This is a genomic window from Mucilaginibacter aureus, assembly GCF_053514885.1.
The window spans coordinates 1091727-1117949 of sequence record NZ_CP170601.1; the positions used below are offsets into that span (position 1 = coordinate 1091727).

Consider the following 26223-nt stretch of genomic DNA (forward strand, 5'->3'; position numbering starts at 1 on the left):
GTAAAATAAAATAATTTTCGAGAAAAAAATTTACACCAAAGTAGAATAAAAGTATACCCGATCGGTCCTCATGGAAGGCTGAAATACATCCTCATTTTTGATGTGAGCGGGCCCGGTCACACCCAGATAAAATATTTAAAAAATTATGCCTGCAAACGATTAGGATAAATACATGGTTTTGTTCCGCAAAATCAGCAAATAATAAAATTTTATTAGGCCAATTTACCCGGATACCATAAAACCTATTTAATTATCAGTGCCATAGGCTTATTGCGCGCTATAATTAAACTGAAACATTCTTGTGGTGTTTTCGCTTTTTACGCGGATATAATTAGATTTGCGCTTTAATAAATAAAAAGACACTTTATTAACACATGAGTTCAGTCGCTATTACCAAAGAAACTTACTTGCATTGGTACGAGTCAATGCTTTTAATGCGAAAGTTTGAAGAAAAGGCAGGTCAGTTATATGGTCAGCAAAAAATACGTGGTTTTTGCCATTTATATATCGGTCAGGAAGCAGTTTTAGCCGGCGCGATGTCGGTTTTGAAAAAGGGAGACAGTATGATCACCGCTTATCGTGATCACGCACACGCCCTGGCAATGGGTACCCATCCCAACGCTGTTATGGCCGAACTGTATGGTAAAGCAACCGGTTGCTCAAAAGGCAAAGGTGGTTCCATGCACATGTTTGATAAAGAAAATCATTTTTACGGTGGCCACGGCATTGTGGGCGGCCAGGTACCGCTTGGTGCAGGCGTCGCTTTCGCCGAAAAATTTAAAGGTACCGACTTTGTTAACGTTGCTTACATGGGCGATGGCGCGGTACGCCAGGGTGCTTTAACCGAAACCTTTAACATGGCTGCCTTATGGAAGCTGCCTGTAATTTTTGTTTGCGAAAACAATGGTTACGCCATGGGTACATCGGTAGCGCGCACCACTGCACAAACCGATATTTACAAATTAGGCTTACCTTACGATATCCCTTCATCGCCGGTTGACGGTATGGACCCGGTTGCCGTACACAACGCCATGGACGAAGCTGTACAACGCGCCCGTAAAGGCGATGGACCAACCTTTCTTGAAATACGTACTTACCGTTACAAAGGCCACTCGATGAGTGATCCGCAAAAATACCGCACTAAAGATGAGGTTGAAAGCTACAAAGCAAAAGACCCTATCGAAACTGTTAAAGCCACCATTTTGAAAGAGGGTTATGCCGATGAAAAATGGATCGAAGAAATTGATGAAAAAGTAAAAGGCATTGTTGACGAATCAGTAAAATTCTCTGAAGAATCGCCATGGCCGGAAGCATCTGAGTTATACACAGACGTGTATTCACAAAGTGATTATCCTTACATCAGAGACTAATACCGTTTATCTATAAAATATTAATAAAACTATTCATCAAATAAATATATGGCTGAAGTAGTTAAGATGCCGAAAATGAGCGACACCATGACCGAAGGGGTTTTGGCAAAGTGGCACAAAAAAGTTGGCGACAAAATAAAATCGGGCGATTTACTTGCCGAGATAGAAACCGATAAAGCTACCATGGATTTTGAATCTTTCCAGGATGGTACCATATTATACTTAGGTGTTAGCGAAGGCGCCGCGGTACCTGTTGACGGCGTTATTGCTGTATTAGGTAAAGAAGGCGAAGATTACAAAGCTGCTTTAGAAGCTGCTTCGGGTGCTGCACCTGCTGCTGCCGAAGCACCAAAAGCCGAAGAAAAACCGGCTGCTCCGGCAAAAGATGCCACTCCGGCCGCTGCCCCTGCTGCAAAGGTTGATACCTCAAAAATACCTGCAACGGTTATCCGTATGCCGGCCCTGAGCGATACCATGACCGAGGGTGTTATTGAAAAATGGAACTTTAAGGTTGGCGATAAGGTAAAGAGCGACGACTCGTTAGCTGACGTGGCCACTGATAAAGCGACTATGGAAGTTGTGGGTTATGAAGCAGGTACTTTATTATACATAGGTGTTGAAGAAGGCAAAGCCGCCCCTGTTAATGGCATTATTGCCATTATAGGTAAAGAAGGCACCGATATTACCCCGCTATTGCAGGATGGTGGCGGCGTTAGCGGTGGCAAGAGTGCAGAAGCGCCTAAAGCCGAAGCTCCCGCTGCAAGCGAAAGTGCACCTGCTGTTTCTGCAGCTACTTCCGACGACGAAAGCCGCATCAAGGCATCGCCATTGGCACGCAAAATTGCCAAAGACAAAGGCATTAGCCTGACCGAACTAAAAGGCAGCGCCGAAGGTGGCCGCATTGTTAAAAAGGACGTTGAAAATTATACCCCGGGTGCTGCTAAACCGGCAGCAAGCGAAGCCGCAACATCTGCTCCGGCAGCAAGTGCGGCGGCTCCTGCAAAAGAGGCTCCAAAAGTAGTTATACCAGAGTTTGTAGGTACCGAGAAATTTACCGAGAAACCGGTTAGCCAGATGCGCAAAGCTATTGGCCGCCGTTTATCCGAAAGCTTATTTACCGCGCCGCACTTCTACGTAACCATGACCATTGACATGGACCAGGCGATAGAGGCTCGCAACAAAATAAACGCTTACGCACCAACCAAAGTTAGCTTTAACGATATGGTGTTAAAGGCAACAGCTGTTGCTTTGAAACAACATCCAAATATCAACTCATCATGGTTAGGCGATAAGATCCGTTACAACGAGCACGTTAACATTGGTGTTGCCGTAGCTGTTGACGAAGGTTTACTGGTACCGGTTATCAAATTTGCCGATGGCAAATCATTGAGCCACATCAGCGCCGAGGTTAAAGACTTCGCCGGTAAGGCAAAAAGCAAAAAACTGCAGCCTGCCGAAATGGAAGGTTCAACCTTTACCATATCAAACTTAGGTATGTTTGGCGTTGACGAGTTTACCGCCATCATTAACACACCAAACTCATGTATCTTAGCCGTTGCCGGGATACAGGCAGTACCGGTTGTTAAAAATGGCGCTGTGGTACCGGGCAATATCATGAAAGTTACCCTAAGCTGCGACCACCGTACCGTTGACGGTGCAACAGGTGCCGCGTTTTTACAAACCTTAAAAGCTTTGTTAGAAGAGCCGGTTAGGTTGTTGTTTTAACACGATTGATTTCAAAATACAAATAGCCTTCCGCTTCCGGAGGGCTATTTTTTTGATTTACGGAATTTGTGTGTCATTAAAATATACCGAAAGAAAAGTTTACATTTAATATAATTTACTGATTACCAGAAGTAACAATGACTGAGAAAAAAATATGGTTAAGTCCGCAATTGGAGATCATATCGCAGGCTGATATCCATTCAAAAAGTAACCCTGGTGCCAACGAAAAATCTTATCAGCCTGCCGGCGGGGGGAAATATGTAAACCCGACTCACGGAACACAGATACCTAAAACTGTGTTTACGGCATATATTTCCTGAGTTTCAGGCTAAGCTCACCTGTTTTTATATTCGATAAAAAATGCTTATATTTATAGGAAGCACAGCAAAATGTGCCGGGAGTGTTCTTAAAAAAGCTGCGAAATTTTCTTACAATATCCCCCCTGCGTACTGTAAAAAATACCGACAAATACCCCCCCTTTCCAACGCCATCAACTGAAAGTGTTAAAACAACAGTTGTAACAAAATAGCAACGCTGTTTTACTTTTTGGGTTTTATTGAGTCGAATGTGCTAATTTAACCACCCAATCAGTACAAAACCCAATGAAGAAAACCCTTTTACTTACTTTAACCGCCTTTACATTTTTACAGGCAGCCTACGTCCAACTGCCCAATGTTTTTTTGCTGAACCCCGAACATATTGCCCAGCAAAAAGCGAAATACAAAAAAGGCGATCCTACCATTGCCAAACAAGTTGCCATAGTGATTGACAGAGCCAATAAAGTTTTAAACGAAAAGCCACACTCGGTAATGGAAAAGGCCAAAACGCCACCAAGCGGATCAAAACACGATTATATGAGCCTGGCACCGTACTTTTGGCCCGACCCGACCAAACCTGATGGCAAGCCTTACATCCGTAAAGACGGGCAGCATAACCCGGAAACTAAAACCATCAGCGATCATGAGTACCTGGGCAACCTTGATGAACGCTGCAAATACCTGTCGTTAGCTTATTATTTTACCGGTGATGAAATGTACGCCGCCAAAATGAAAGAGTTATTGACCGTTTGGTTTTTAGATCCGGATACTAAAATGAACCCGAGTTTGACCTATGCACAGGCTGTTTTGGGCGTTAATGATGGCCGGGGTATCGGCATCATCGAAAGTCGCTCGTTAGCCTGGATCGCCGACTGGATGGGTTTGTTAGCCGGTTCAAAATCGTTTACCGCAGCCGATCTGAATAACATCAAAGATTGGTATAAACAATACCTGGTATGGCTGCGCACCAGCAAAAACGGTAACGACGAGCGTAATGCCAAAAACAACCACGGTATCCATTATGATACGCAAACTATCGATTACGCCCTGTTCACTGGTGATATAGCATTAGCCAAGGAACTGGTAACTGCGAGCCTGAAACGCATACCTGTACAAATTGAGCCCGATGGCCAGGAACCACTGGAACTGGCGCGCACCAATGCTTACGGTTACAGCACATTTAATATAGCGGCCTGGTACAATGTATCCTTACTGGCCGACCGTGCGGGGCTTGATATCTGGAACTACACCACTCCCGATGGCCGCAGTATTCATAAAGCGCTGGATTACATTATTCCGTACACTCTGGATGATAAACCGAAAGAGCATCAGCAAATAGGCCCGTATAATAAAGATGAGATGTACCTGCTGCTGTTACTGGCCGGGCAGAAATACAAAGATGACAAGTACACCAAGCGGGCAGAGGCGTTTAAGAAGAATGAATCGATTATGGTGACGGATCTGTTGTATAATTAGTGGGTGTCATGGTGAGCTTGTCGAACCATGTACGGCAGGTCCTATGCGTCGTTCTTCGACAAACTCAGAATGACAGCCCACTCCAAAACAAAAATAGCGATGGGTTTGAAACCCGTCGCTATTCAAATATCAGGAAATCGTTCTTTTAAACCATATAGTTCCAGCCGTACGGATCGGCGGTAACGCCATAACGTATCTCGTCCAAAGTTTTCAATACCCTTTTTGAGAACTCGCGCTGCGATGGATCAGGCAGGGTATACAACTGCCCTTCGTGTTCAATTTCGCCTATCGGCGCGATGGTAGCGGCAGTACCGGCACCAAAGGCATCGCTTAGTTTGCCGTTTTTAGCACCTTCTAAAACCTCGGCAACGCTCACGCGGCGTTCTTCAACAGGGTAACCCCATTCGCGGGCCAGTGTTAAAACGGTATCGCGGGTAACGCCCTTTAAAATGGTATCGCGGGTTGATGGGGTGATCAGTTTACCATCCAGCAAAAACATGACGTTGGCAGCGCCAAGCTCTTCCATATAGGCATGTTCTTTACCATCGGTCCAAATGATCTGATCGTACCCTTCTTCAACTGCCTTTTTTAGCGGCAGCATAGCACCACCGTAGTTACCGGCAGCTTTGGCAAAACCAAAACCGCCTTCAACAGCGCGCGAGTAATTGGTTTCGATCTTAACACGCAGCGGTTTGCTAAAATACGGGCCGGTTGGGCCGGTAAGTACCATGTATTTATACGTTTTTGATGGTGCTACACCCAGGTAAGGATCAGTAGCAAACATAAACGGACGGATATACAGCGAGTGGTTGGGCTGGGTCGGGATCCAATCCTGATCCAGATCAACCAAAGCGGCTATACTCTGTACAAAAATATCTTCGGGCAACTCGGGCATGCACAAACGCTCGGCCGATTTGTTAAAACGCTCGGCGTTCATGTACGGGCGAAATACAGAGACCTTGCCATCGACGTGTTTGTAAGCTTTTAAACCTTCAAAAAACGACTGTCCGTAATGAATAGCCGAAATAGCGGGACTTAAAGCAATTTCGCCGTAAGGGACGATCTGGAAATTTTTCCATTCGCCGTCGGCGTAATCCGCAACAAACATATGGTCGCTAAAGGTGCGGCCAAAGGGCAAATTGCTAAAATCGGTTTCTGCTAAACGCGATTTGGCAACTTTGGTGATCGTGATGTCGAGTGTCTCTGTCATCGTATTGAGAGATTAATATTGAAAAAGCGCAATTTACGGCTTTTTTGTTTTAATAAATAATAACTTAGTGTAACCAAAAAGTAATATCAACAAAATGCAAACTACTGAATATTGCTTGCCGCAAGAAAATAGCCTCCATCGTTTACAAAAATCCTTTTATGTAAGCATAGCGATATCGGCCGCTGGTGGAGCCTTTATTATGTACCTTGCGTTAACCAAAGCATATTTTCCGTGGCTAACTGCTGTTATGCTGACAATATGGTCTATGGCAAGCTCGGTATATGCGCATCGCAAACTTGTTAAACAAGTTAAATTGACCAAACTTGAAATAACCGATAAGGACATAACCCTTACTATTCCTTCAAGACGAACCCTGAACCTTAATTTTGCAGACATCAGGCTGGTTAACAAAACCAATCACGGTTTGGTGCTGGTGCCTGTTTCAAATGCTCAAAAAGTGATCATGATCACCAATAAATTTGAAGATTTTGGTGAGATAGAAGCGGCTATCGACAGAAGCGTTTCGCCGGAATTAATCAAAGTTATGAGATACTAAAACTTCAATACATCCTCAACCCAGGCCTTGCCCCAGTTCTCAATCTGCTCTGCCGTCCATAAGCTTGGGTAAAATATCCGTTTCTGAAAACGTGGCGGCAGGTATTTTTGCCAGTTGGTGCCGCCGGTAGCCTTAATTTCTTCGGGTTCGCGGTTAAGGTAACGCACCGCCGATTTATAATGCGCCAGCGGCCAGTTTACGTTAACATGTACATCAAGCTGCCGCAGTTCGTTCTCAACTGCGGTGGTATCTTCGCCCTGGTTTTTTAAGCGGGATAGCAGCGCGTTAAAATTATTGCCCACTGACGCTTCGCCCAGTTCAATAAAGGTTTTGGCATATTTTTTTTCGAACTGTTTAAGGGTAAGCGTTTGTTTACCGGTAGATAGTTCGGTAGCGCCAAATTTCCAGTAAATATGCTCAAACTGTTCAACCAGCGAAGCATTGCGCAGTTCATCGCGTTTATCTTTGGCCACCAGGTTAATAAAATCGGTAGCGTGGATCTCGATCATGCGGTATTGCCAGCTTTGAAAACCGCTTGCCGGTAACAAACTCATCCTGAATTGCAGGAACTGTTCTTTATCCATCCCATCAACCATAATTTCGAACGACTGTGTTAACGCCTCGAAATACCGGTTTATCCGCTTTAAGCGGGATGCAAAAAATGTGGAGGTAAGCGCTGGATGGCTGGCTATCTGCCGGCATTCGTGCAAAACCAGTTTAAAATACAATTCGGTTATCTGGTGGTAAATAATAAAGATCTCTTCATCCGGGAACGGCGTTTTGGGGTTTTGCAGGCTTAGCAAGGTATCCAGGTGGATATAATCCCAATAGGTTAAAAAATCCGCGTGAAGCAAGCCGTCCAGGTATGATGTCATATCCTGGCCCATAGCTTCGTATTTATCCTGCAGGCGCTGTAAACGTTCTTCTATTTCGGGCGTAATGTGCATAATTGGCCGGTTAACTCTGGTCAAAATTACGCATAATTAGCAAACACTACTGCACCTGGTAAACCCTGAAATTTCTAATCTCCTGTCGCGACCAGGTGGATCGGAATCCAAAGTAACCCGCGTTTAAAAGCTTCGCATCAGTATAAGTAAAATAGCATTGCCCATCTACCCAGTAACTGGTAATGCTTTGATCAACAATAATGCTGATATGATAAGTTTTATTAGCCTGCAGCAAATGTGCGGCATCTGTATATTCCTGTATCAGCGGTTTGGTGCCATCGCCCAGGTATTTACGGAAGCGGGTAGTTTTATTAGTGTTACCACCCATGCCAACATAGTACAACTGCAAAGCATCATAATCCTCCAGTTTACCTTTGCGGACATAAAGGTTATCGCCGTACGGATCATCTGCCATCCAGAATACGTTAAAGTCCGACAGGCGGTCGTTCTTGCCGGTATCAACCACAACGGCGCGGTCAAATTCTATCCGGATATTACCTTTCAGCAACTGGTTGAACCATACGGTTACACCCTTACGGGTATTGAGCACCAGGGCACCGTGTTGCGTATATACACCCGAGTTAGGTGCAGGCTCCATTTCGGTTATCCAGGTACTGGTATTGAGCGGCTTATTAAAATCATCGCTGTAAAGCAGTTTGTTGTTTTGCGCTTTAACATTGACAATTACTGCCCAAAACAGGCACAACAATACAGTAGCTTTTTTTCTCATATTTTCAGGAAAGATCTGTAAAAGGTTTATAACAGTCAATCTTAACAAACATTATCCGCCCAACCATCCTGTAGTGTGATGGATAACATTTGGTAATAAATTTATTTTTTACAATCATAGTATGCAGTTTTGCGTTATCATATCATGAAAAAGCACATCAGTACCTGTATCAAATTGTTAATGGTAATTGCCATTATGGCGCTCATAAGCAGCTGCGGCAAACCAAAAGACCTTAAAATTGGGGATATCCATAACGTTAATGTCAAAAGCATCGGCTTAAGCGGTATTGAGCTTGAAGCCGTGGTACCTGTTCAAAATCAAAACAGCTACAACATTACCGCTAAAGAGGCCGAGATGGATGTATCAGCAGATAATAGGGTGATTGCCCACATTACACAAACCTGCCCCCCTATTGTTATCCAGGGTAACTCTTCGGCCGAACATACCATAAGCGTGAAGATCAACCTGCTGCATCCCGGCGAAATATTGTCGCTGTCAAACCTGTTTGCCGGTAAAAGCGCGCTCAATATTGATGGTACCGTTAAACTGAGCTCGTTTGTATTTTCAAAAACAGTTGTGGTGCATCAAACCAATGTGCAGGATTATTTTAAACCTATTATGGAAGGCATTAAGTTTTAATATTGCATTTGCCGATCTTTTTATACAAATTTGACACATACTAAAAAGGTGATGGTGTACCACCTAATTGAACCGCTGCAAAGCTGATGACGCCTGCCAAATAAATTTATTTATTTTACAGGTGCACTATGTCAAAACTTGAACTACCAACCCGCTCCATTTTAATTAAATACTTAACCAATCGTGTACTGTTGGTTGTACCTGTTGCCGCTGCAATTGGCAGTATGGTGGCCTTGTTTTTATGGTTGCTGAGCTGGGCCATACACTACCGTTTTCAGCACGCCTGGCTTTTATATTTTTTACCCCTGGCGGGGATAGCCATACACTTTGCTTATCAGCTGTACGGTAAATCGGCCGAGCGCGGCAATAACCTCATCATCGACGAGATACACCGGCCCGGGGCAGGCGTACCCAAACGCATGGCGCCACTAATTTTAGTTACCACCGTAATTACTCATTTATTTGGCGGCTCGGCTGGGCGCGAGGGTACAGCAGTACAAATTGGCGGCAGCGTTGCCCGCCTGTTCAGTGATCTGTTTAAACTTGATCCCCAGGATATGCGGGTGATGCTAACTGCGGGTATTGCCGCAGGTTTCGGGGCTGTTTTTGGCACGCCATTAACCGGGGCGATTTTTGCCATCGAAGTTTTAACGCTGAACCGCTTACATTATTCAGCGTTAATACCTTGCCTGATTGCAGGCTTTGTGGGCGACCTTACCGTTTCGGCCTGGCATATTAAACATACGCCCTACCACATCGATTATGTTGCCGCAGGGCATTACTTTGAGGCGGCCAATATCAGCACTACCCTGCTCCTGTTTTTAAAGGTGGCTTTTGCAGCCATCATGTTTGGTTTGGTTAGCCTCGCTTTTGCGGAAGCTACACACACCATCAAAAAGTTGTTTTTAAAATGGATGAGGCTTACCTGGCTGATACCTGTTTGCGGCGGACTGATCATCATTGGCCTGACCTGCGCATTAGGCAAACCCGATTATCTTAGCCTTGGTGTGGAACCTGAGCATCCCGGCGCAGTAACTATCGTATCGGCATTTTCGCAAGGCGGTGCTCACCTGTTAAGCTGGCTCTGGAAACTGATTTACACTGCCATAACCTTAGGCACCGGCTTTAAAGGCGGCGAGGTTACGCCCTTATTTTACATAGGCGCCACACTGGGTAATACCCTGGCCGGATTTTTAAGCGCACCGCTAAGCTTGTTTGCCGCTTTGGGTTTCATCGCTGTATTTGCGGGTGCTACTAAAACCCCGGTAGCCTGCACGCTCATGGGTATGGAGTTATTCGGGCCAGAGCACGTGGTGTTTTTTGCCATCGCCTGTTTTATAGCTTATTTATCCAGCGGGCATTCGGGTATTTATCCGTCGCAAAAAAACGGGGTTGAACCGGCAGGATATTTCAGGCTCAAATTTTCAAAATACAAATTATAAGCGTTTTTTTTTAAAACTTATTGGCTGTATATTGTTATATCAGTACCTAAAACAGCAGTCATGAAATTTCAACGGATACTGATAGCCATCGACGATAGCAAATATTCCGAAAATGCCGCCGAATACGGCTTTGCAATTGCTCATACTTATAATGCTCAGGTGGCTTTGGTACACATAACCGAACCGGTAATTATGTCGCAGCCTACCGACCCGAGCATGGTTGGGTCAATTATGCCCGCAATTAATGTTGACGGGCCCGAAATAGTAAGTATACAACAGGAATACTCAAGCAAACTGATAGAAAACACGATCAAACGACTTGGCGGCGATCTGCAGGTTACCCAGTTTAACGAGTTTGGTTCAACAGCTGATGCTATTTTGGAATGCGTAGCTAAATTTAATGCCGACCTGGTGGTTTTAGGTACGCATAGCCGCACCGGGCTTGACCGTTTTTTTATGGGCAGCATATCCGAAGATGTGGTGCGCCACTCGTCGGTACCGGTTTTGGTTGTACCGCTACATGAGGAAGAAAAGTAAGCTCGCGCAAAGTTGCATAAGTCGCAAAGCAGGATATCAAAAAAAACTCAACGCCTTTGCGTGCTTTAATAAAGCAACCTGAATTTTATAGTATGCGGTATTTTTTTCAGCGCACTTAGCACTTGCTCGTCATACCCGGCATTTACATCGGTTATTACATAACCAATCTGGGTGTTGGTCACCAAAAACTCACCCACAATGTTGATATCATGCCCGGCAAATATCTCGTTTATCTTAGCCAAAATGCCCGGCACGTTTTTATGGATGTGTATCAGCCTGTGTGCATTATTTACACGTGGTGGCTGCAGCTCGGGGAAGTTGCAGCTCATATGCGTTTTACCTTCGTTCATAAAATCCATCACCCGGCGTGGTAAAAACTCAACATTACGTGGGTTATGCCGCGGATCGTCAAAAATAATGATGCCTTGCTCACAGGCAATTTCGGCCAGTTTACGGCTTTGTAGCCTGCCAAAGCAGCCAACAACTTTTAGCCTTGGCGCAGCTATCAATTGCTCGGGTGTAGGTTGGTTTTCCTCGTCGCAAAACAAAATGCCGGCTTCCTGCAGGTACTTGTCTTCAATGTTTTTGCGTTCGCGGATATTGTAGCCCTCCTTTTCCAGGTAGCTCAGGGCTTCATCGGCAATATTGCCAACCACTAAACATTTAATGCGGTTTTTAGGGTACGATATCGCTCTCGGGAAGTTATTGAGGTATAAAAACTCGTCGAAACTTGGCGTAACGTGGTCGGCCTTTTCGGCTACAGCCTTACGCTCTATATTCTCGGTAAAGGCAAAAAAGGTATCTATCATACCCGACTCTTTCAATTGAAAATCCGAGTGGCCATCGCCGATACCAAATATTTCGCCGGGCAGGTTTAGCTTTTTCAGCAGCTTAACTTTGCCGCCCTCCTGCGAAAGCGGGTTTTCTTTATCGTAACCTATAATATTGCCTTCCTCGTCAAACACAAAGGTGTTGGCATAAATGTTCTCTTTTTTAATATGGTACTCGGTAACAACCGGGATGATAAACTCTTTAAATCCGCCCGAAACGATGAGTACCTTATCCTGGTGATCGCGCAAAAAAGTTTTATTGCGCGAAAACGATGCCGAAACCTTGCGCCGCAAATGCCTGATGAGCAGTTTTAAATGATTTTGATTAGCCTGAAGCAGCTTAACCCGACCCTCTAAACTTTCAGAAAACGACAAGCGGCCTTCCATCGCAGCGTTAGTGAGGTCTTCAATTTGTGTGTAGATCTTTTCTCTGTCGGGATGGTCTTTTAACGAAATACGTGCCAGTTCGTCCAGCGCCTCAACCTGGGTAAAAGTGCTGTCGAAATCTATAATAAAGTATGGACTCATTTATTTTATTTGCAGATGTGCAAATGTGCTAAAAAATACCACAAAACTGGTAGGCTTTTTTGCGATTAGTGCGGAGTAGGGGGTTGATGGTTCATAGATCATGGTTCATGGCAAAAACACCAGTCACAATTCATTACTCACTATTCACCACTCACCTCTCACCATCAGCCAACGCTTCACAAATCTCTTTGATCGACAAGCTAACCGGTTTAAATCCGATCCCGATAGCTTGCTTTATTTTGGCATTATTAAAATTAGTGTTTTTTGATGCAGCCTGCGCGGATGTTTTATCGATGCCTTTAGGTTTGCCCGCCAGCAAACTCATTACTGCCGATGCACGCCAGGCCAGGTTAAGCATCCAGGGTTTGGCTTCGGTAGCGGGTGCTTTTACGCCAAAGCAGTTGGCCGCTTCGTTAAAAACATACTGATAATCCAGGTTTTCGGCGCTGATGATATAGCGCTCGGCTGTAATGTTGCTGTTCATCAGGGCTATCATGCATTTGGCAACATCCTCCACATCCACCCAGCCCAGGCTGCCGTTGGTGTAATATTTTAAGCCTTTGCGTACCTTGTTAAAAATAATGCCCGTACCTGTTTTGCCTGCGTTTTTACCGATAATAAGCGAGGGGTTAACCACCACCGCATCCAAACCTTCGGCAATGGCCCTAAAAACTTCCATCTCGCTTTCGTATTTTGATATGGCGTACCCGTCTTCGTGCGGAGTTTCTTCCAGGTGGTTATTTTCGGTGATCAGGGCGCCGGGTTTGGCATCGCCAATAGCCACGATCGAGCTTACATGTACCAGCCGCGCACCGTATTGCACGCATAAATTGGCAATATTGGCCGTACCTTCTACATTGGTTTTAATGATTCGCTTTTTATCGGCCGGGTTAAATGATACCCATGCCGCGCAATGATAAACCTGCGTAATGCCCTGCATGGTATCCTCCAAAGCAAAAATATCCAGCATATCGGCTTCAATCCAGTTGATCTGACCGGAATAAGCTTGAAGTATCGGCGGAATGACCGATGTATTACGTTTTGTGCAAACTAAGTTGTTTCCGGCGGCGGCAAGCTGCCTTGCCACTTCTGCTCCCACAAAACCTGTTGCACCTGTTACCAGTATCATGCTTGGACTTTTTTTTAAAACGGTGCAATTTAATGCAAAATAAGTTGATATTTGGTCGTTTGATTACAGGTATATGTCGTTAGTTGATTTCTTTACACCCATCGATCTAAAAAAAATTACGCCTAAAAAGGGCTATTATACCAGTCACCTTGGTATGAAGATAGACCACTATTCGGGAAATTTTCCTTCTTTGGATGAGAATAAGCCCGATATCGCTTTGATCGGCGTGCTCGAGGACAGGCAATCGGTAGATAATTCGGGTTGCGCCTTAGGCCCCGACTATGTGCGCGAGCGGCTGTACCAGTTAAACGAAGGCGCTTACACTGTTAAAATAGCCGACCTGGGCAATATCCGCCAGGGAGCCACTGTAACCGATACCTATTTCGCGATAAAAACCGTAGTTAACGAACTGATCAGAAATGATATTGTTCCGGTTATCATCGGCGGAGGGCAGGATCTGACTTATGCCCAGTATATGGCTTATGAAGACCTTGAGCAAAAAGTTGATGTGGTAACCATCGATGCGCTTTTTGATCTGAACGATGATTTTTCGGAGCAAAGCCTTGAAACAACCTCGATATCATATTTAAACCGCATATTTTTACACGAGCCCAACTACCTGTTTAACTACAGTAACTTAGGTTATCAAACTTATTTTGCCAGCCAGGAAAGCTTAAGGGTAATGGACAAACTATTTTTTGATGTGCACCGCCTGGGCGAGCTAACCGGGCAAATTGGCGTTGCCGAGCCTGTTATCCGTAACGCCACCATGGTGAGCTTTGATATCGGCGCCATCCGCTCGTCAGACGCGCCGGGAAATACTAACGCCACCCCAAACGGTTTTTACGGCGAAGAGGCCTGCCAGCTTTGCCGGTACGCGGGCTTTAACGATAAATTAAGCTCCATCGGTTTTTACGAGTTTAACCCGGCTTATGACAATAACGGGCAAACGGCTATTTTGCTTTCGCAGATGATATGGTACTTTATTGATGGTTATTATAACCGTAAAAAAGATTTCCCTTTACAACCGCGCTCACAATATTTGATCTATAAAACCAGTTTAACACACGAGGACCATGAACTGGTATTTGTAAAAAGTAAAAAAAGCGATCGCTGGTGGATGCAGGTGCCTTATCCAACCGGGGGATCAAAAAACGAACGTTTCCATTTGGTACCTTGCCGGTATGAAGATTATAACCTGGCTGTATCAGGCGAAATGCCCGACCTGTGGTGGCGCACTTACCAAAAACTGGTATAAATGAATTGTAAAAAAGTAATAATGAAGAAGATATTTTTAATGCTGATGGCAGCGATCCCTGCCGCTGTTTTTGCCCAGGCCCCGGCCACAAACTTTACCCTTAAAACCAAGATCGGTACCATAGGCGCGCCTGCTAAAGTTTATTTGGGCTACCAGGTTGCCGGTAAAAATGTTATCGATTCGTCGGCAATTGTTAATGGCGAGGCTACTTTTCAAGGGCATTTAAACAGCCCGGTAGCCGCTACCATTGTAATTGATGCCAAAGGCACGGGCCTAAGTAAAATTCCACGTGGGTCTGACTTGCTCAATTTCTACCTCGAAAAAAGCACTATTACTTTAACCAGTGCCGATTCAGTTTCGAAAGCCGCCATAACCGGCTCGAAGGTGAACGACGACAATAAGTTGCTGATGACTGCGCTAAAACCTACCGACGAAATGAAAGCGGCCGTATTGCACGAAGCTGATACAGCAGCCGACGCGTTGAAGATAAGCCCGTATTTTCAAAACTCCATACAACGCAAATACAAGGTTGCTTTGGCGCAAGAAGAAGAGGTAATGCGCAAATTTATTGCCGATAATCCTAAAAGCTTCATCAGCCTGGCAGCTTTGGGTACCATCAATAATTCGTCTGCCGATCCGTTCGAGATGGAGAAAATATTCAATACGCTTGCACCCGAAGTAAGGACCACCGAAGGTGGCGTATCATTTAAACAAATGCTTGATATTGCCAAAACAACCGCTATTGGCTCAATAGCGCCCGATTTTACCCAGGCTGATACATCGGGCAAACCGGTTACCCTGTCATCATTACGCGGCAAATATGTACTGATCGATTTTTGGGCATCATGGTGCGGCCCCTGCCGCCAGGAAAACCCTAACGTGGTTAGAGTTTACAACCAGTATAAAGCTAAAAACTTTACTGTTTTAGGCGTATCGCTTGATCGTGAAGATGGTAAGGCTGCCTGGCTTAAAGCCATTAAGGATGATGGCCTGACCTGGACACAGGTATCCGACCTGAAATACTGGGCAAACCAGGCCGGCGTTTTGTATAAGGTAAACTCGATACCGCAAAACTACCTGTTAGACCCAACCGGCAAGATCATCGCTAAAAACCTGCGCGGTGCCGATCTGGAAGCGAAGCTGGCCGAGGTGCTGAAGTAGTAAATGATAAATTAACATTACAAAAGCGGTAAGTATTAACAACTTATCGCTACTAAATAATACTACCTCTAACTCCGAATTTAAAATCCCCCTTTTAAATAAAATGGACAAGAAAAAGCTATGGCAACAACCGGTATTACTCGTAATGCCTGTAAACCACACCATCTATGGTGGCGGCCCCAACTCATCATTAAGAGAGGTCCGTACCGGTAATCATCATATTTCGTCGGTAGTGCATGGTGGTTCGGCTACAGTAAGTACCGCAGCTTATAATAATGTAATGTCCTGAATCGTATGTCTGATAAATACTTACTCTCCCGTTCACCAATCAACTAAATACCAGTTAAATTTATTGACAACCTATGTCCCAAATGGAAAACGTACCAAAGAAAACATGGCTTCAGCCCGAGCTTACCTTAATTTCAAATAATGAGGTAAATGGTAAAGGAAATATTAGCAGCATTCATGAACTCAAGAATACGCCTCATTATCCCTATTTAGTAACCGGCCCGGCAGGTTCAGGGAATGTTCCGCAAACTTTATACAACAGTGTTTCGTCGTAAAAAACGCTATTTCAGTTCATCTATCGCTCAAATCAGGTCGAACCCAATATCGCGCCTAAAGTAAACGCCATCGTAGTAAATGCGTGCGGCATCAGTTGTGGCGTGTTGCAATGCTTCGAATAAATTATCCTGTAAAGTGGTTACGGCCAATACACGTCCGCCGGCTGTTTTAATTTCGTCACCGTCAAGCACTGTGCCCGCCTGGAAAACGATCGAATCACGCACGTTGTCAATACCGCTTATAGCTTTACCGTTTACATACTCACCGGGATAACCACCGGCCACGCACATTATTGTAGCAGCTGTTTTAGATGATATTTTTAATTCGCGTTGGTCTATATCACCATTGGCAACACCTAACAGCAGATCTAAAAAGTCTGATTCGATCCTTGGCATTACGCTTTCTGTTTCCGGGTCGCCCATGCGGCAGTTATATTCTATCACATAAGGTTCGCCTTCACAGTTCATCAGGCCAATAAAAATAAAACCCTTGTAGGGGATGTTCTCTTTCTTCAAGCCTTCAACGGTTGGGATCACAATGCGCTCTTCAACTTTTTTCAAAAACGCGTCATCGGCAAACGGCACCGGCGAAACCGAACCCATACCGCCGGTATTTAAACCGGTATCGCCTTCGCCAATACGTTTATAATCTTTTGCCGATGGCAGTATTTTATAGCTGTTACCATCGGTCATCACAAAAACCGAAAGCTCGATACCTTGTAAAAACTGTTCGATAACCACCTTACTGCTGGCTTCGCCAAATTTTGCATCGGCAAGCATGGCTTTCAGTTCGTGCTGTGCATCTTCCCAGGTAGTGCAGATGAGCACACCTTTACCGGCAGCCAGGCCATCGGCTTTAAGCACTATCGGCAAACCGGCTGTGGCCAGGTAAGTAAGGCCCTCATCCAAAGTATCTTTAGTAAATGTTTTAGATGCCGCAGTAGGGATGTGATGCCTGAACATAAATTCTTTCGAGAAATCCTTGCTGCCTTCCAACTGCGCTCCGTGTTGCTGCGGGCCAATAACCGGGATGTTTTTCAATTGCTCATCGGCTAAAAAGAAATCGTGAATACCTTTAACCAGCGGTTCTTCGGGGCCAACCAAAACCAACTCAACATTATTCTCCAACACAAAATTGCGGATGCCTGCAAAATCGGCAACCTTCAGGTTTACGTTAGTGCCGTACTGGCCGGTACCCGCGTTACCCGGGGCAATAAACAATTGCGAACAGTTAGGGCTTTGAGCCAGTTTCCAGGCGAAGGCACTTTCGCGGCCGCCGCTACCGATGATGAGGATATTCATGCGGGCAAAGATAGGTTTTTGAGCTAAAGGCTGAAAGGTAAAAGCAGAAATGGAACATCTTCTAATCTTAGACGATTGCTTCCGCGTTAGGGATGGCAGCGGATACCGGCCTGTGGCTAATGCCTGTGCAGTATGAGTGGACAGCCCGGGCCGCAGGTAACGCCCGAATAACAATGACTGAAGGATTGAATCAAAATACCGAAAAAAACACTCTGTCACGGCCATCTTCCATCTTACCTCATCCATCTTCCATATTCGCACATTTAATTCAAAACTTTCGGCATTAAACCGTAATTTCGCCTGTCATAATGGCTTTTAATAGCCTGTGGCTTAATTGTTGATTAAGCCATATTTTAATTTCAAATTATAAACCATGTTGGGATTTATCAGCAAGCTTTTCGGAAGCAAATCGGACAGAGACGTCAAAAGTATATTACCTATAGTTGAAAAGATCAAAAATGAGTTTTCAAAGCTTGGCGACATCAGCAATGATGAGCTGCGCGACAAAACCGTTGATTTTAAGGAAAGAATAAAAAACGGCCTCGCCGAAATTGACGCTCAGATACAAAGCGTTAAAGAACAGGTTGATAACCCGGACCTGGAGGTTAGCGAAAAGGTTGACCTGTACACCGAACTGGACAAATTAGAAAAAGACCGCAATAAAACGCTCGAAGTAATATTGCTGGAAATACTGCCCGAAGCTTTTGCCGTGGTTAAAGAAACCGCGCGCCGTTTGGCCGAAAACAAAACGCTGGAAGTTACTGCCACCCAGTTTGACCGTGACCTGGCTGCCCGTAAAAAAAATGTGGTGATCAGCGGATCAAAAGCCATACACCATAATACCTGGATTGCCGCCGGTAACGAGGTGACCTGGAACATGGTTCACTATGATGTTCAGCTGATTGGCGGTGTGGTATTGCACCAGGGCAAAATATCCGAAATGGCCACTGGTGAGGGTAAAACGCTGGTTGCTACCTTACCTGCATACTTAAATGCACTTGCCGGACAAGGTGTGCATATTGTAACCGTGAACGATTACCTGGCACGACGCGACAGCGAGTGGATGGGCCCGTTATATGAGTTTCACGGCTTATCGGTTGATTGTATTGACCGCCACGAGCCAAGCAGCGAAGAACGGCGTGCAGCTTACCTTGCCGATATTACTTTTGGCACTAACAACGAGTTTGGTTTTGACTACCTGCGTGACAATATGACACGCAGCCCCGAAGAGTTGGTGCAACGCAAGTTACATTATGCCATGGTGGATGAGGTCGACTCGGTTTTAATTGACGATGCCCGTACACCTTTAATTATATCGGGACCTATACCCCGCGGCGATGAACACGAGTTTTATGAATTGAAACCACGTATTGAGCGTTTGGTAAACGCCCAGAAAACTTATGTTCAGGGTGTATTAAACGAAGCTAAGAATCAGATCAACAACGGCAAGACCGGAACTGATGATGGTGGCCTTGCCCTGCTACGCGCACATCGCGGTTTACCGAAAAACAAAGCCTTAATTAAGTTTTTGAGCGAAGGCGGTAACAAAACCGTGCTGCAAAAAACCGAAAACTACTACATGCAGGATTCGGGCAAGGAGATGCCGAAGGTTGACTCTGAACTGTTTTTTGTGATCGACGAAAAGAACAACCAGGTTGAGCTGACCGAAAAAGGTATCGAGCTGATCACAGCATCGGGCGAAGACCCGCACTTTTTTGTGATGCCTGACGTAGGTACCGAAATTGCCGAAATTGAAAAATCGAGCCTGAGCAATGAGGAAAAGATAGCACAGAAAGACGCCATGATCCGCGATTTTTCGATCAAGTCGGAGCGTATCCACTCGGTTAACCAGTTATTAAAAGCCTATACCTTATTCGAAAAAGATGTTGAATACATTTTAGATGATGGCAAGGTTAAAATTGTAGACGAGCAAACCGGCCGTGTATTGGATGGCCGCCGTTACAGCGATGGCTTACACCAGGCTATTGAAGCAAAAGAAAATGTGAAGGTTGAAGATGCATCGCAAACCTTTGCGACCATTACGCTGCAAAACTACTTTAGGATGTACCACAAGCTTTGCGGTATGACGGGTACTGCCGTTACCGAAGCCGGCGAGTTTTGGCAGATCTATAAACTGGATGTGGTTGAAATACCAACCAACACCCCAACTTCGCGTAAAGACGAGCAGGATCTGGTATACCGTACCACCCGCGAAAAATATAATGCCGTTGCCGAAGAAATTGTAAAGCTCACAACAGCCGGCCGCCCGGTGCTGGTAGGTACAACTTCGGTTGAGATCTCGGAGTTACTGAGCCGTATGTTAAAAATGCGCGGCATTAAACACAACGTACTGAACGCCAAAATGCACCAAAAAGAGGCTGACATTGTTGCCGAAGCCGGTCAGGCCGGAACGGTTACTATAGCAACCAATATGGCTGGCCGTGGTACGGATATCAAATTAGGCCCAGGCGTTAAAGAAGCCGGTGGTTTAGCCATTGTAGGTACCGAGCGCCACGAGTCGCGCCGTGTTGACCGCCAGTTGCGTGGCCGTGCCGGTCGCCAGGGTGACCCGGGTTCATCGCAGTTTTTTGTATCATTAGAAGATAACCTGATGCGTTTATTCGGATCTGAGCGTATCTCGGGCCTGATGGTAAAAATGGGTATTGAAGAAGGCGAAGTGATCCAGCACTCAATGATCACCAACTCGATAGAGCGCGCCCAAAAGAAAGTTGAAGAAAATAACTTCGGTATCCGTAAGCGCTTGCTGGAGTTTGATGATGTGATGAACTCGCAGCGTACCGTAATTTACACCAAACGTAAAAACGCCCTGTTTGGCGAACGTTTGGATGTTGATTTGAGCAACACCACTTTTGATGTGGTTGACGATGTGGTTAACGAATACAAAGAAGCTAAAAACTTTGAAGGCTTTAAACTGGAGATCATCCGTTTGTTCTCGGTTGACCCGGATTTGACCGACGAGGAGTTTGATACCCTGACCATCCCTAAACTAACCGACAGGATATTTGCCGAGGTAACCGATTTTTATAAACGCAAAGCCGAAGCCATCGCCGCACAGGCATACCCGGTATTAAAAGATGTTTATGATACCCGTCAGGAAATTGAGAACATTATTGTTCCGTTTACCGATGGTGTGCATGGCATGCAGGTGGCTGTACCTTTAAAGAAAGCTATCGATAACCATGGCCTGGAAGTATTTAAATCGTTTGAAAAGAATGTAACGCTTGCGCTGATAGACGACGATTGGAAAGAGCACCTGCGCGAGATGGACGAGTTGAAACAATCGGTACAAAACGCGGTTTATGAGCAAAAGGATCCGTTATTGGTGTATAAATTTGAGGCATTTGAGCTTTTCCGCCAGATGCTGGCCAATACCAATAAAGAGATCGTAAGCTTTTTATACCGTGGCGGTATACCAATGCAGCAGCCCGAAGAAGTACGCGAAGCAAGGCCGCAACCTAAGTTGGATTTGCGCAAAATGCGCACCAGCAAGGCCGAGGTTGCACATGAAAGCAATGGCATACCCGATGGTTTTGGCGATACCCGTGAGCAGCAAAAGCAAATGCCGGTTAAGGTTGAGCAAAAAATTGGCCGTAACGACCCTTGTCCATGCGGCAGTGGTAAAAAATATAAAAACTGCCACGGCGTAGGGGTGGCGTAAAGCCCCCTAACCCCCTTAAGGGGGAATTTAACTTGGAGTATATGAAACAAAGCAATACCATATCGTTATTAAGCTTAGCTGCTAAAACATGTGGTATTGCTTTTTTTGTTTTACTATCGGTATCCGCTTTAGCGCAAACCCGCGGAACGGTTACCGTGGTTAAGGACCCGCGGATAGATACCGTACTGGCTAAACGGGCAGAGTTGAGCAAACTGCCTAACAGCGGGCAATCTTCCAACTCAGGTAATGGTTTCAGGGTACAGTTTTTTATGGGCTCAAACCGTACCGAGGCCTATAATGCCCAGGCTAAGTTTAATGAGCTGTATCCCGATATTAAAACCTACATCATGTATAGCGAGCCTAACTTTAAGGTAAAGGCCGGCGATTTTAAAAGCCGCTTGGAAGCATCGCGCCTGATGGAGCAGTTGCGCAAACAGTTCACCTCGCTTATTATCATACCCGAAAAAATTAACCTGCCTAAAACAGACAGTGATGATTAAAGAAAAAATACAGCAGCTATCAAAAACTATTTTTAACGATGTAGTTGCTAACCGCAGGCATATCCACGCCAACCCCGAATTATCGTTTAACGAATACAATACCTCGGCTTTTGTTGCCAAACAATTAGATGCCCTGGGCATACCTTACGAGCATATGGCCGATACTGGTTTGGTAGGTCTGTTAAAAGGCGGTAAACCATCCGACCGGGTTGTTGCGCTGCGCGCGGATATGGACGCCCTGCCGATAACCGAGGCTAACAATGTGGCTTATAAATCAACCAATGTGGGTGTGATGCACGCCTGCGGGCACGATGTGCACACCTCATCATTATTAGGTACAGCCAAAATACTAACCGAATTAAAGGAAGAATTTGGGGGCACGGTAAAATTTATTTTTCAGCCGGCCGAAGAGCGTTTACCCGGCGGCGCCAGTGTTATGATCAAAGAAGGTGTTTTAGAAAACCCAAAGCCCCAGGCGGTAATGGGGCAGCATGTAATGCCTTTGATAGACGCCGGCAAAGTGGGCTTCCGTGCAGGGAAATATATGGCCTCTACAGATGAACTTTATGTTACCGTTACCGGGAAAGGCGGACACGGCGCGCAACCGCAGCAAAACATCGACCCGGTAATTATTACCGCGCATATTTTGGTGGCGCTGCAAACCATCATCAGCCGCAGTAACGATCCAAAATCGCCATCGGTGCTTTCGTTTGGTAAAGTGATTGCCAATGGCGCTACCAATGTAATACCGAACGAGGTAAAACTCGAGGGCACCTTCCGTACCATGGATGAACAATGGCGCAAAGAGGCTCATATAAAAATGAAAAAAATGGCCGAAGGCATTGCCGAAAGCATGGGCGGTAGCTGCGAGTTTAATATTATGCACGGCTACCCCTACCTCATCAACGAAGAAAAATTGACCGCCAGCGCACGCGGCTTTGCCGAAGATTACTTAGGTAAAGACAACGTGCTCGACCTGGATATCTGGATGGCCGCCGAAGATTTTGCGTATTACTCGCAGGTATCTGATGCTTGTTTTTACCGTTTGGGCACCCGTAACGAAGAGCGCGGCATTACCTCGTCGGTACACACGCCAACTTTTGATATTGACGAAACGGCTTTGGAACTAAGCACCGGTTTGATGGCTTATATCGCGTTAAAGCAGCTTGGAAATTAATGACCACAGATTATTCCGAGATAAATATCAAAGCTTCAAAGCGTTCCTTTGAGGCTTTTTAATTTTAACACAAAGTGTTCGATATCATATTTTAATAATTTGTTTTTCAAGACCTTTGGCCAACTATTATTTACATAAAAAACGGTAAGACTACACATGAAATTTTTTACACCCGCTATAACCAGATTGTTTGTAGTTATTGCCGTGTTGATATGTACGTCGGCTATCAACGCTCAGGCCCAGCAAATCAAACGGTTTAACCCCGATACACTGCGCACCATCGTGATCGACAGCAACCTGGTGAACATCAAATCGCATAAGCTAAACGCGCAGGATTTTATTGATGCCATGCTGGCCGATACCGGCTTTTATATGGCTTTCCGTAACATGAAGAAGTATGCCTTTGATGCCGAGAACCGGATATTTACTTACGATAAAAAAAATAAGGTTGACGGCAGGATCTATCGCAAGATACACCACAGCAATGCAAAAGGCGCGCATAAAATGGAGTACCTGGCCAAACGGGACAGCGGCGCGGTTTTTAAAAAGAACGGCAAATATGAGTTGTACACGGCAGAGATGTTCGACTATATTTTTATGAACGCCTACAACTCCGACTTTATCAAAGGCGATGCGCCTATTGGCAATGGTAAAAACGAAGGCTATAAGGCCAAACTCAAAACGCTTGTATTCATGCCCGGGCGCAGGGTAAACGGTATCCCGTTCATCAGCGGTAAAACAGAGATCTTCGGCCCCGATTTGCGACAGTTTTACATGTACCAGTTTTCGCATGCCATATACCTGGATACTATCCCGGTTTACCGGTTCAGGATAACGCCCAAGCCCAGCACCGCTGATGATGATGTGATGATCAAAGAGATAACCACCATTTTTGATGCACGCACCTTCCAGATACTGGGCCGGTATATCGACTTAAAGTTTCATAATTTCTTAGTCGACTTTAACGTGCAGATGAACATTGAATGCAACAACTACAACGGTGAGCTTTTACCCGTTAAAATAACCTACCAGGGCAATTGGGATGTACCGCTGCATAAAGAAGAACGCGCCAGCTTTTTGATAGTGCATAAGAATTATAAGAAGGAATAAGCCCCCTAACCGCCTAAAGAGGGAACAAGCGTTGATCGGTATACAAATTAATTGGTGTCTGTCCGGCTCAATACTTTAACGAATCGCTTTTTAAGGTGATCGTAAACACATCGTTGCCCCGATGGGCCGTTAATTGAGTGCTGGCTACAAATTTTCCCGGAGGTACGCCCGACATAGAAAAGGAGATCCCGGCATCAGTACTAAAGGTTTTGTTATCAATGGGCAATGGAGAATCATTGATAACGCCATCACCGAAGCCGCGGAGCGTAATCATACCTGCGTTGGTACTGCCATTTAGCTTCAGGTGTATTTCGCCACCTCTATTACCAATCCTGGTAAGATACCATTGTGCATCAGCAACAGATATCCAAGTACCGTTAGCGCTAATATAGCTGCCTTGCGGAGCAACATCATTGTCTTTTTTGCAGGCTGCTAAAACTAAAAGGCAGGCGATCAGTAAATACTTTTTCATAACAGTTAATTTATATACCCATACGGTACCGCTAACCCAAACGCTACAAAAAAAAGAGCATATTAAAAATATGCTCTTCAAATAATCAGTGTAATCATAAAAAATCAGCGGTCAGAACTCCGCATTTTTAGGGAACCTTGGGAAAGGTATCACGTCGCGGATGTTACCCATGCCGGTAACAAACAGCACCAAACGCTCAAAGCCCAGGCCAAAGCCGGCATGCGGACAGGTGCCAAAGCGGCGGGTATCCAGGTACCACCATAGCTCGTCTTTCGGGATGCCCAGTTCGTCCATGCGCTGCTCCAATTTATCCAAACGCTCTTCACGCTGCGAGCCGCCGATGATCTCGCCAATCCCCGGGAACAGGATATCCATAGCGGCTACGGTTTTACCATCCTCGTTCTGGCGCATGTAAAACGATTTGATCTCTTTGGGATAATCAGTCAGGATAACCGGCTTTTTAAAGTGTTTTTCAACCAGGTAACGCTCATGTTCGCTTTGCAGATCGGCGCCCCAGCCTTCTATCAGGTATTGGAATTTTTTCTTTTTATTGTGCGATGATTCGCGCAAAATACTGATGGCTTCGGTATAGGTGATCCGTTCAAAATCGTTATCCAAACAGAACTGCAGCTTATCCAGCAGGCTCATTTCTGAGCGCTCGTTTTGCGGTTTCTGTTTTTCTTCATCGGCTAACCGCTGACTTAAAAAGTCCAGATCCTCCTTGTTTTTATCCAGCGCGCTTTTGATCACGTATTTCAACATCTCTTCGGCCAGGTCGGCGTTGTCTTTCAGATCGTAAAAAGCCATTTCGGGCTCTATCATCCAAAACTCGGCTAAATGGCGGGTAGTATTCGAGTTTTCGGCGCGGAAAGTTGGGCCGAAAGTGTAAATATCGCTCAAGGCCATCGCGCCAAGCTCACCTTCCAGCTGGCCTGATACGGTTAGGTTGGTAGCACGGCCAAAAAAGTCCTGCTTGTAATCGATCTCGCCGGTATCGGTTTTAGGGATGTTTTCCAGATCGAAGTTGGTAACGTGGAAGGTCTCGCCCGCGCCCTCAGCGTCCGAAGCTGTGATAACCGGGGTATGCAGGTATACAAAACCTTTTTCCTGCAAAAACTGGTGTATAGCGAAAGACAGCGTGTTACGCACACGGAATATGGCGCCAAAAGTATTGGTACGGAAACGCAAATGTGCATTTTCGCGTAAAAACTCAAGGCTGTGTTTTTTGGGTTGGATAGGATATTTTTCCGGGTCGCTGTCGCCTAAAACCTCCAGTTTGGCAGCAGGCAATTCAACCGTTTGGCCCTGGCCCTGCGAGGCAACCAATGTACCGGTTACGCTGATGGCCGCGCCAACGGTAATACGTTTAAGCAGTACCGGGTCGGTATTTTCAAAATCGACAACAATTTGCAGGGTATTATTTGTTGAGCCATCATTTAAAGCGATAAAACGATTTTGACGAAATGCGCGTACCCATCCTTTGACAGTTACTTCCTTACCGACCAATTCGCCGGTCAATAGTGCTTTGATCTTGATTCTCTGGCTCATTATTAATAATTATTGAG

General features: G+C 45.3%; 24 protein-coding genes and 1 riboswitch. Of the genes, 16 read left to right on the plus strand and 8 right to left on the minus strand.

What is annotated here, in order from left to right; translation table 11 throughout:
* Positions 1 to 374 precede the first annotated feature (374 nt).
* The 4 genes from pdhA to ACFGVR_RS04565 all read left to right on the plus strand — a co-directional run bounded on the left by pdhA (position 375) and on the right by ACFGVR_RS04565 (position 4888).
* Positions 375 to 1370: a pyruvate dehydrogenase (acetyl-transferring) E1 component subunit alpha gene (gene pdhA, locus ACFGVR_RS04550; protein ID WP_448701442.1), complete on the plus strand. Its 996-nt coding sequence runs from the start codon at positions 375 to 377 to the stop codon at positions 1368 to 1370.
* Between the two features lie 48 nt (positions 1371 to 1418).
* The gene (locus tag ACFGVR_RS04555) at positions 1419 to 3095 is read left to right on the plus strand and encodes a 2-oxo acid dehydrogenase subunit E2 (protein ID WP_448701443.1); all 1677 of its coding nucleotides are present in this window, start codon (positions 1419 to 1421) and stop codon (positions 3093 to 3095) included.
* A gap of 137 nt (positions 3096 to 3232) precedes the next feature.
* A complete protein-coding gene (locus ACFGVR_RS04560) occupies positions 3233 to 3415 on the plus strand; it encodes a hypothetical protein (protein ID WP_448701444.1) in 183 nt (60 codons plus the stop codon).
* A gap of 282 nt (positions 3416 to 3697) precedes the next feature.
* A complete protein-coding gene (locus ACFGVR_RS04565) occupies positions 3698 to 4888 on the plus strand; it encodes an alginate lyase family protein (RefSeq protein ID WP_448701446.1) in 1191 nt (396 codons plus the stop codon).
* A 145-nt stretch (positions 4889 to 5033) separates the two neighbouring features.
* On the opposite strand, the gene ACFGVR_RS04570 is transcribed toward ACFGVR_RS04565, so the two are convergent.
* Entirely contained in the window at positions 5034 to 6098 is a 1065-nt protein-coding gene (locus ACFGVR_RS04570; protein WP_448701447.1) for a branched-chain amino acid aminotransferase, read from the minus strand.
* Positions 6099 to 6192: 94 nt separating this feature from the next.
* On the opposite strand from ACFGVR_RS04570, the gene ACFGVR_RS04575 reads away from it, so the two are divergent.
* The gene (locus tag ACFGVR_RS04575) at positions 6193 to 6654 is read left to right on the plus strand and encodes a hypothetical protein (RefSeq protein WP_448701448.1); all 462 of its coding nucleotides are present in this window, start codon (positions 6193 to 6195) and stop codon (positions 6652 to 6654) included.
* On the opposite strand, the gene ACFGVR_RS04580 is transcribed toward ACFGVR_RS04575, so the two are convergent.
* The gene (locus ACFGVR_RS04580; protein ID WP_448701449.1) at positions 6651 to 7601 is read right to left on the minus strand and encodes a tryptophan 2,3-dioxygenase family protein; all 951 of its coding nucleotides are present in this window, start codon (positions 7599 to 7601) and stop codon (positions 6651 to 6653) included. The two genes, ACFGVR_RS04575 and ACFGVR_RS04580, sit on opposite strands and share 4 nt — an antisense overlap.
* A gap of 46 nt (positions 7602 to 7647) precedes the next feature.
* Positions 7648 to 8331: a DUF6250 domain-containing protein gene (locus ACFGVR_RS04585; protein ID WP_448701450.1), complete on the minus strand. Its 684-nt coding sequence runs from the start codon at positions 8329 to 8331 to the stop codon at positions 7648 to 7650.
* A 144-nt stretch (positions 8332 to 8475) separates the two neighbouring features.
* On the opposite strand from ACFGVR_RS04585, the gene ACFGVR_RS04590 reads away from it, so the two are divergent.
* The 3 genes from ACFGVR_RS04590 (at position 8476) to ACFGVR_RS04600 (ending at position 10949) form a co-directional block, all read left to right on the plus strand.
* Complete coding sequence (locus tag ACFGVR_RS04590) at positions 8476 to 8970, plus strand: hypothetical protein (protein WP_448701451.1); 495 nt, start codon at positions 8476 to 8478, stop codon at positions 8968 to 8970.
* Between the two features lie 38 nt (positions 8971 to 9008).
* Positions 9009 to 9073, plus strand: a riboswitch (Fluoride riboswitch).
* Between the two features lie 25 nt (positions 9074 to 9098).
* Positions 9099 to 10412 carry a voltage-gated chloride channel family protein gene (locus ACFGVR_RS04595; RefSeq protein ID WP_448701453.1) on the plus strand — a complete coding sequence of 438 codons (1314 nt, stop codon included), beginning with the start codon at positions 9099 to 9101 and terminating at the stop codon, positions 10410 to 10412.
* Positions 10413 to 10472: 60 nt separating this feature from the next.
* Positions 10473 to 10949 carry a universal stress protein gene (locus ACFGVR_RS04600; protein WP_448701455.1) on the plus strand — a complete coding sequence of 159 codons (477 nt, stop codon included), beginning with the start codon at positions 10473 to 10475 and terminating at the stop codon, positions 10947 to 10949.
* Between the two features lie 65 nt (positions 10950 to 11014).
* On the opposite strand, the gene ACFGVR_RS04605 is transcribed toward ACFGVR_RS04600, so the two are convergent.
* The gene (locus tag ACFGVR_RS04605) at positions 11015 to 12307 is read right to left on the minus strand and encodes an HAD-IB family phosphatase (protein WP_448701456.1); all 1293 of its coding nucleotides are present in this window, start codon (positions 12305 to 12307) and stop codon (positions 11015 to 11017) included.
* Between the two features lie 151 nt (positions 12308 to 12458).
* Positions 12459 to 13436, minus strand: coding sequence for an NAD-dependent epimerase/dehydratase family protein (locus ACFGVR_RS04610; protein ID WP_448701457.1), 978 nt, complete (start codon positions 13434 to 13436; stop codon positions 12459 to 12461).
* Between the two features lie 73 nt (positions 13437 to 13509).
* On the opposite strand from ACFGVR_RS04610, the gene ACFGVR_RS04615 reads away from it, so the two are divergent.
* The 4 genes from ACFGVR_RS04615 (at position 13510) to ACFGVR_RS04630 (ending at position 16418) form a co-directional block, all read left to right on the plus strand.
* A complete protein-coding gene (locus tag ACFGVR_RS04615) occupies positions 13510 to 14694 on the plus strand; it encodes a formimidoylglutamase (protein WP_448701458.1) in 1185 nt (394 codons plus the stop codon).
* Positions 14695 to 14715: 21 nt separating this feature from the next.
* The gene (locus ACFGVR_RS04620) at positions 14716 to 15855 is read left to right on the plus strand and encodes a redoxin domain-containing protein (RefSeq protein ID WP_448701459.1); all 1140 of its coding nucleotides are present in this window, start codon (positions 14716 to 14718) and stop codon (positions 15853 to 15855) included.
* A 103-nt stretch (positions 15856 to 15958) separates the two neighbouring features.
* Positions 15959 to 16144 (plus strand): hypothetical protein, encoded by a 186-nt coding sequence (locus ACFGVR_RS04625; RefSeq protein ID WP_448701460.1) that lies wholly within the window; start codon positions 15959 to 15961, stop codon positions 16142 to 16144.
* Positions 16145 to 16226: 82 nt separating this feature from the next.
* Positions 16227 to 16418 (plus strand): hypothetical protein, encoded by a 192-nt coding sequence (locus ACFGVR_RS04630; protein WP_448701461.1) that lies wholly within the window; start codon positions 16227 to 16229, stop codon positions 16416 to 16418.
* A 27-nt stretch (positions 16419 to 16445) separates the two neighbouring features.
* Here ACFGVR_RS04630 and purD read toward each other — a convergent pair whose 3' ends face one another.
* The gene (gene purD / locus ACFGVR_RS04635) at positions 16446 to 17720 is read right to left on the minus strand and encodes a phosphoribosylamine--glycine ligase (protein ID WP_448701462.1); all 1275 of its coding nucleotides are present in this window, start codon (positions 17718 to 17720) and stop codon (positions 16446 to 16448) included.
* A gap of 373 nt (positions 17721 to 18093) precedes the next feature.
* On the opposite strand from purD, the gene secA reads away from it, so the two are divergent.
* The 4 genes from secA (at position 18094) to ACFGVR_RS04655 (ending at position 24186) form a co-directional block, all read left to right on the plus strand.
* Positions 18094 to 21399 carry a preprotein translocase subunit SecA gene (gene secA / locus ACFGVR_RS04640; protein ID WP_448701463.1) on the plus strand — a complete coding sequence of 1102 codons (3306 nt, stop codon included), beginning with the start codon at positions 18094 to 18096 and terminating at the stop codon, positions 21397 to 21399.
* A gap of 41 nt (positions 21400 to 21440) precedes the next feature.
* A complete protein-coding gene (locus ACFGVR_RS04645; RefSeq protein ID WP_448701465.1) occupies positions 21441 to 21899 on the plus strand; it encodes an SPOR domain-containing protein in 459 nt (152 codons plus the stop codon).
* Positions 21892 to 23076: a M20 metallopeptidase family protein gene (locus tag ACFGVR_RS04650; protein WP_448701467.1), complete on the plus strand. Its 1185-nt coding sequence runs from the start codon at positions 21892 to 21894 to the stop codon at positions 23074 to 23076. Before ACFGVR_RS04645 ends, ACFGVR_RS04650 begins: the two co-directional genes overlap by 8 nt.
* Positions 23077 to 23232: 156 nt before the next feature.
* Positions 23233 to 24186 (plus strand): hypothetical protein, encoded by a 954-nt coding sequence (locus ACFGVR_RS04655; protein WP_448701468.1) that lies wholly within the window; start codon positions 23233 to 23235, stop codon positions 24184 to 24186.
* Between the two features lie 67 nt (positions 24187 to 24253).
* Here ACFGVR_RS04655 and ACFGVR_RS04660 read toward each other — a convergent pair whose 3' ends face one another.
* Together ACFGVR_RS04660 and asnS are read right to left on the minus strand one after the other, a co-directional pair.
* The gene (locus ACFGVR_RS04660; protein ID WP_448701469.1) at positions 24254 to 24658 is read right to left on the minus strand and encodes a hypothetical protein; all 405 of its coding nucleotides are present in this window, start codon (positions 24656 to 24658) and stop codon (positions 24254 to 24256) included.
* A 111-nt stretch (positions 24659 to 24769) separates the two neighbouring features.
* The gene (gene asnS / locus ACFGVR_RS04665; RefSeq protein ID WP_448701470.1) at positions 24770 to 26206 is read right to left on the minus strand and encodes an asparagine--tRNA ligase; all 1437 of its coding nucleotides are present in this window, start codon (positions 26204 to 26206) and stop codon (positions 24770 to 24772) included.
* Between the last annotated feature and the right edge of the window lie 17 nt (positions 26207 to 26223).

What these genes read in the sequence shown, in the direction of transcription:
- pdhA (WP_448701442.1), top strand. Translation starts at nt 375, where the DNA reads ATGAGTTCAGTCGCTATTACCAAAGAAACTTACTTGCATTGGTACGAG.
- ACFGVR_RS04555 (WP_448701443.1), top strand. Translation starts at nt 1,419, where the DNA reads ATGGCTGAAGTAGTTAAGATGCCGAAAATGAGCGACACCATGACCGAA.
- ACFGVR_RS04560 (WP_448701444.1), top strand. Translation starts at nt 3,233, where the DNA reads ATGACTGAGAAAAAAATATGGTTAAGTCCGCAATTGGAGATCATATCG.
- ACFGVR_RS04565 (WP_448701446.1), top strand. Translation starts at nt 3,698, where the DNA reads ATGAAGAAAACCCTTTTACTTACTTTAACCGCCTTTACATTTTTACAG.
- ACFGVR_RS04570 (WP_448701447.1), bottom strand. Translation starts at nt 6,098, where the DNA reads ATGACAGAGACACTCGACATCACGATCACCAAAGTTGCCAAATCGCGT.
- ACFGVR_RS04575 (WP_448701448.1), top strand. Translation starts at nt 6,193, where the DNA reads ATGCAAACTACTGAATATTGCTTGCCGCAAGAAAATAGCCTCCATCGT.
- ACFGVR_RS04580 (WP_448701449.1), bottom strand. Translation starts at nt 7,601, where the DNA reads ATGCACATTACGCCCGAAATAGAAGAACGTTTACAGCGCCTGCAGGAT.
- ACFGVR_RS04585 (WP_448701450.1), bottom strand. Translation starts at nt 8,331, where the DNA reads ATGAGAAAAAAAGCTACTGTATTGTTGTGCCTGTTTTGGGCAGTAATT.
- ACFGVR_RS04590 (WP_448701451.1), top strand. Translation starts at nt 8,476, where the DNA reads ATGAAAAAGCACATCAGTACCTGTATCAAATTGTTAATGGTAATTGCC.
- ACFGVR_RS04595 (WP_448701453.1), top strand. Translation starts at nt 9,099, where the DNA reads ATGTCAAAACTTGAACTACCAACCCGCTCCATTTTAATTAAATACTTA.
- ACFGVR_RS04600 (WP_448701455.1), top strand. Translation starts at nt 10,473, where the DNA reads ATGAAATTTCAACGGATACTGATAGCCATCGACGATAGCAAATATTCC.
- ACFGVR_RS04605 (WP_448701456.1), bottom strand. Translation starts at nt 12,307, where the DNA reads ATGAGTCCATACTTTATTATAGATTTCGACAGCACTTTTACCCAGGTT.
- ACFGVR_RS04610 (WP_448701457.1), bottom strand. Translation starts at nt 13,436, where the DNA reads ATGATACTGGTAACAGGTGCAACAGGTTTTGTGGGAGCAGAAGTGGCA.
- ACFGVR_RS04615 (WP_448701458.1), top strand. Translation starts at nt 13,510, where the DNA reads ATGTCGTTAGTTGATTTCTTTACACCCATCGATCTAAAAAAAATTACG.
- ACFGVR_RS04620 (WP_448701459.1), top strand. Translation starts at nt 14,716, where the DNA reads ATGAAGAAGATATTTTTAATGCTGATGGCAGCGATCCCTGCCGCTGTT.
- ACFGVR_RS04625 (WP_448701460.1), top strand. Translation starts at nt 15,959, where the DNA reads ATGGACAAGAAAAAGCTATGGCAACAACCGGTATTACTCGTAATGCCT.
- ACFGVR_RS04630 (WP_448701461.1), top strand. Translation starts at nt 16,227, where the DNA reads ATGGAAAACGTACCAAAGAAAACATGGCTTCAGCCCGAGCTTACCTTA.
- purD (WP_448701462.1), bottom strand. Translation starts at nt 17,720, where the DNA reads ATGAATATCCTCATCATCGGTAGCGGCGGCCGCGAAAGTGCCTTCGCC.
- secA (WP_448701463.1), top strand. Translation starts at nt 18,094, where the DNA reads ATGTTGGGATTTATCAGCAAGCTTTTCGGAAGCAAATCGGACAGAGAC.
- ACFGVR_RS04645 (WP_448701465.1), top strand. Translation starts at nt 21,441, where the DNA reads ATGAAACAAAGCAATACCATATCGTTATTAAGCTTAGCTGCTAAAACA.
- ACFGVR_RS04650 (WP_448701467.1), top strand. Translation starts at nt 21,892, where the DNA reads ATGATTAAAGAAAAAATACAGCAGCTATCAAAAACTATTTTTAACGAT.
- ACFGVR_RS04655 (WP_448701468.1), top strand. Translation starts at nt 23,233, where the DNA reads ATGAAATTTTTTACACCCGCTATAACCAGATTGTTTGTAGTTATTGCC.
- ACFGVR_RS04660 (WP_448701469.1), bottom strand. Translation starts at nt 24,658, where the DNA reads ATGAAAAAGTATTTACTGATCGCCTGCCTTTTAGTTTTAGCAGCCTGC.
- asnS (WP_448701470.1), bottom strand. Translation starts at nt 26,206, where the DNA reads ATGAGCCAGAGAATCAAGATCAAAGCACTATTGACCGGCGAATTGGTC.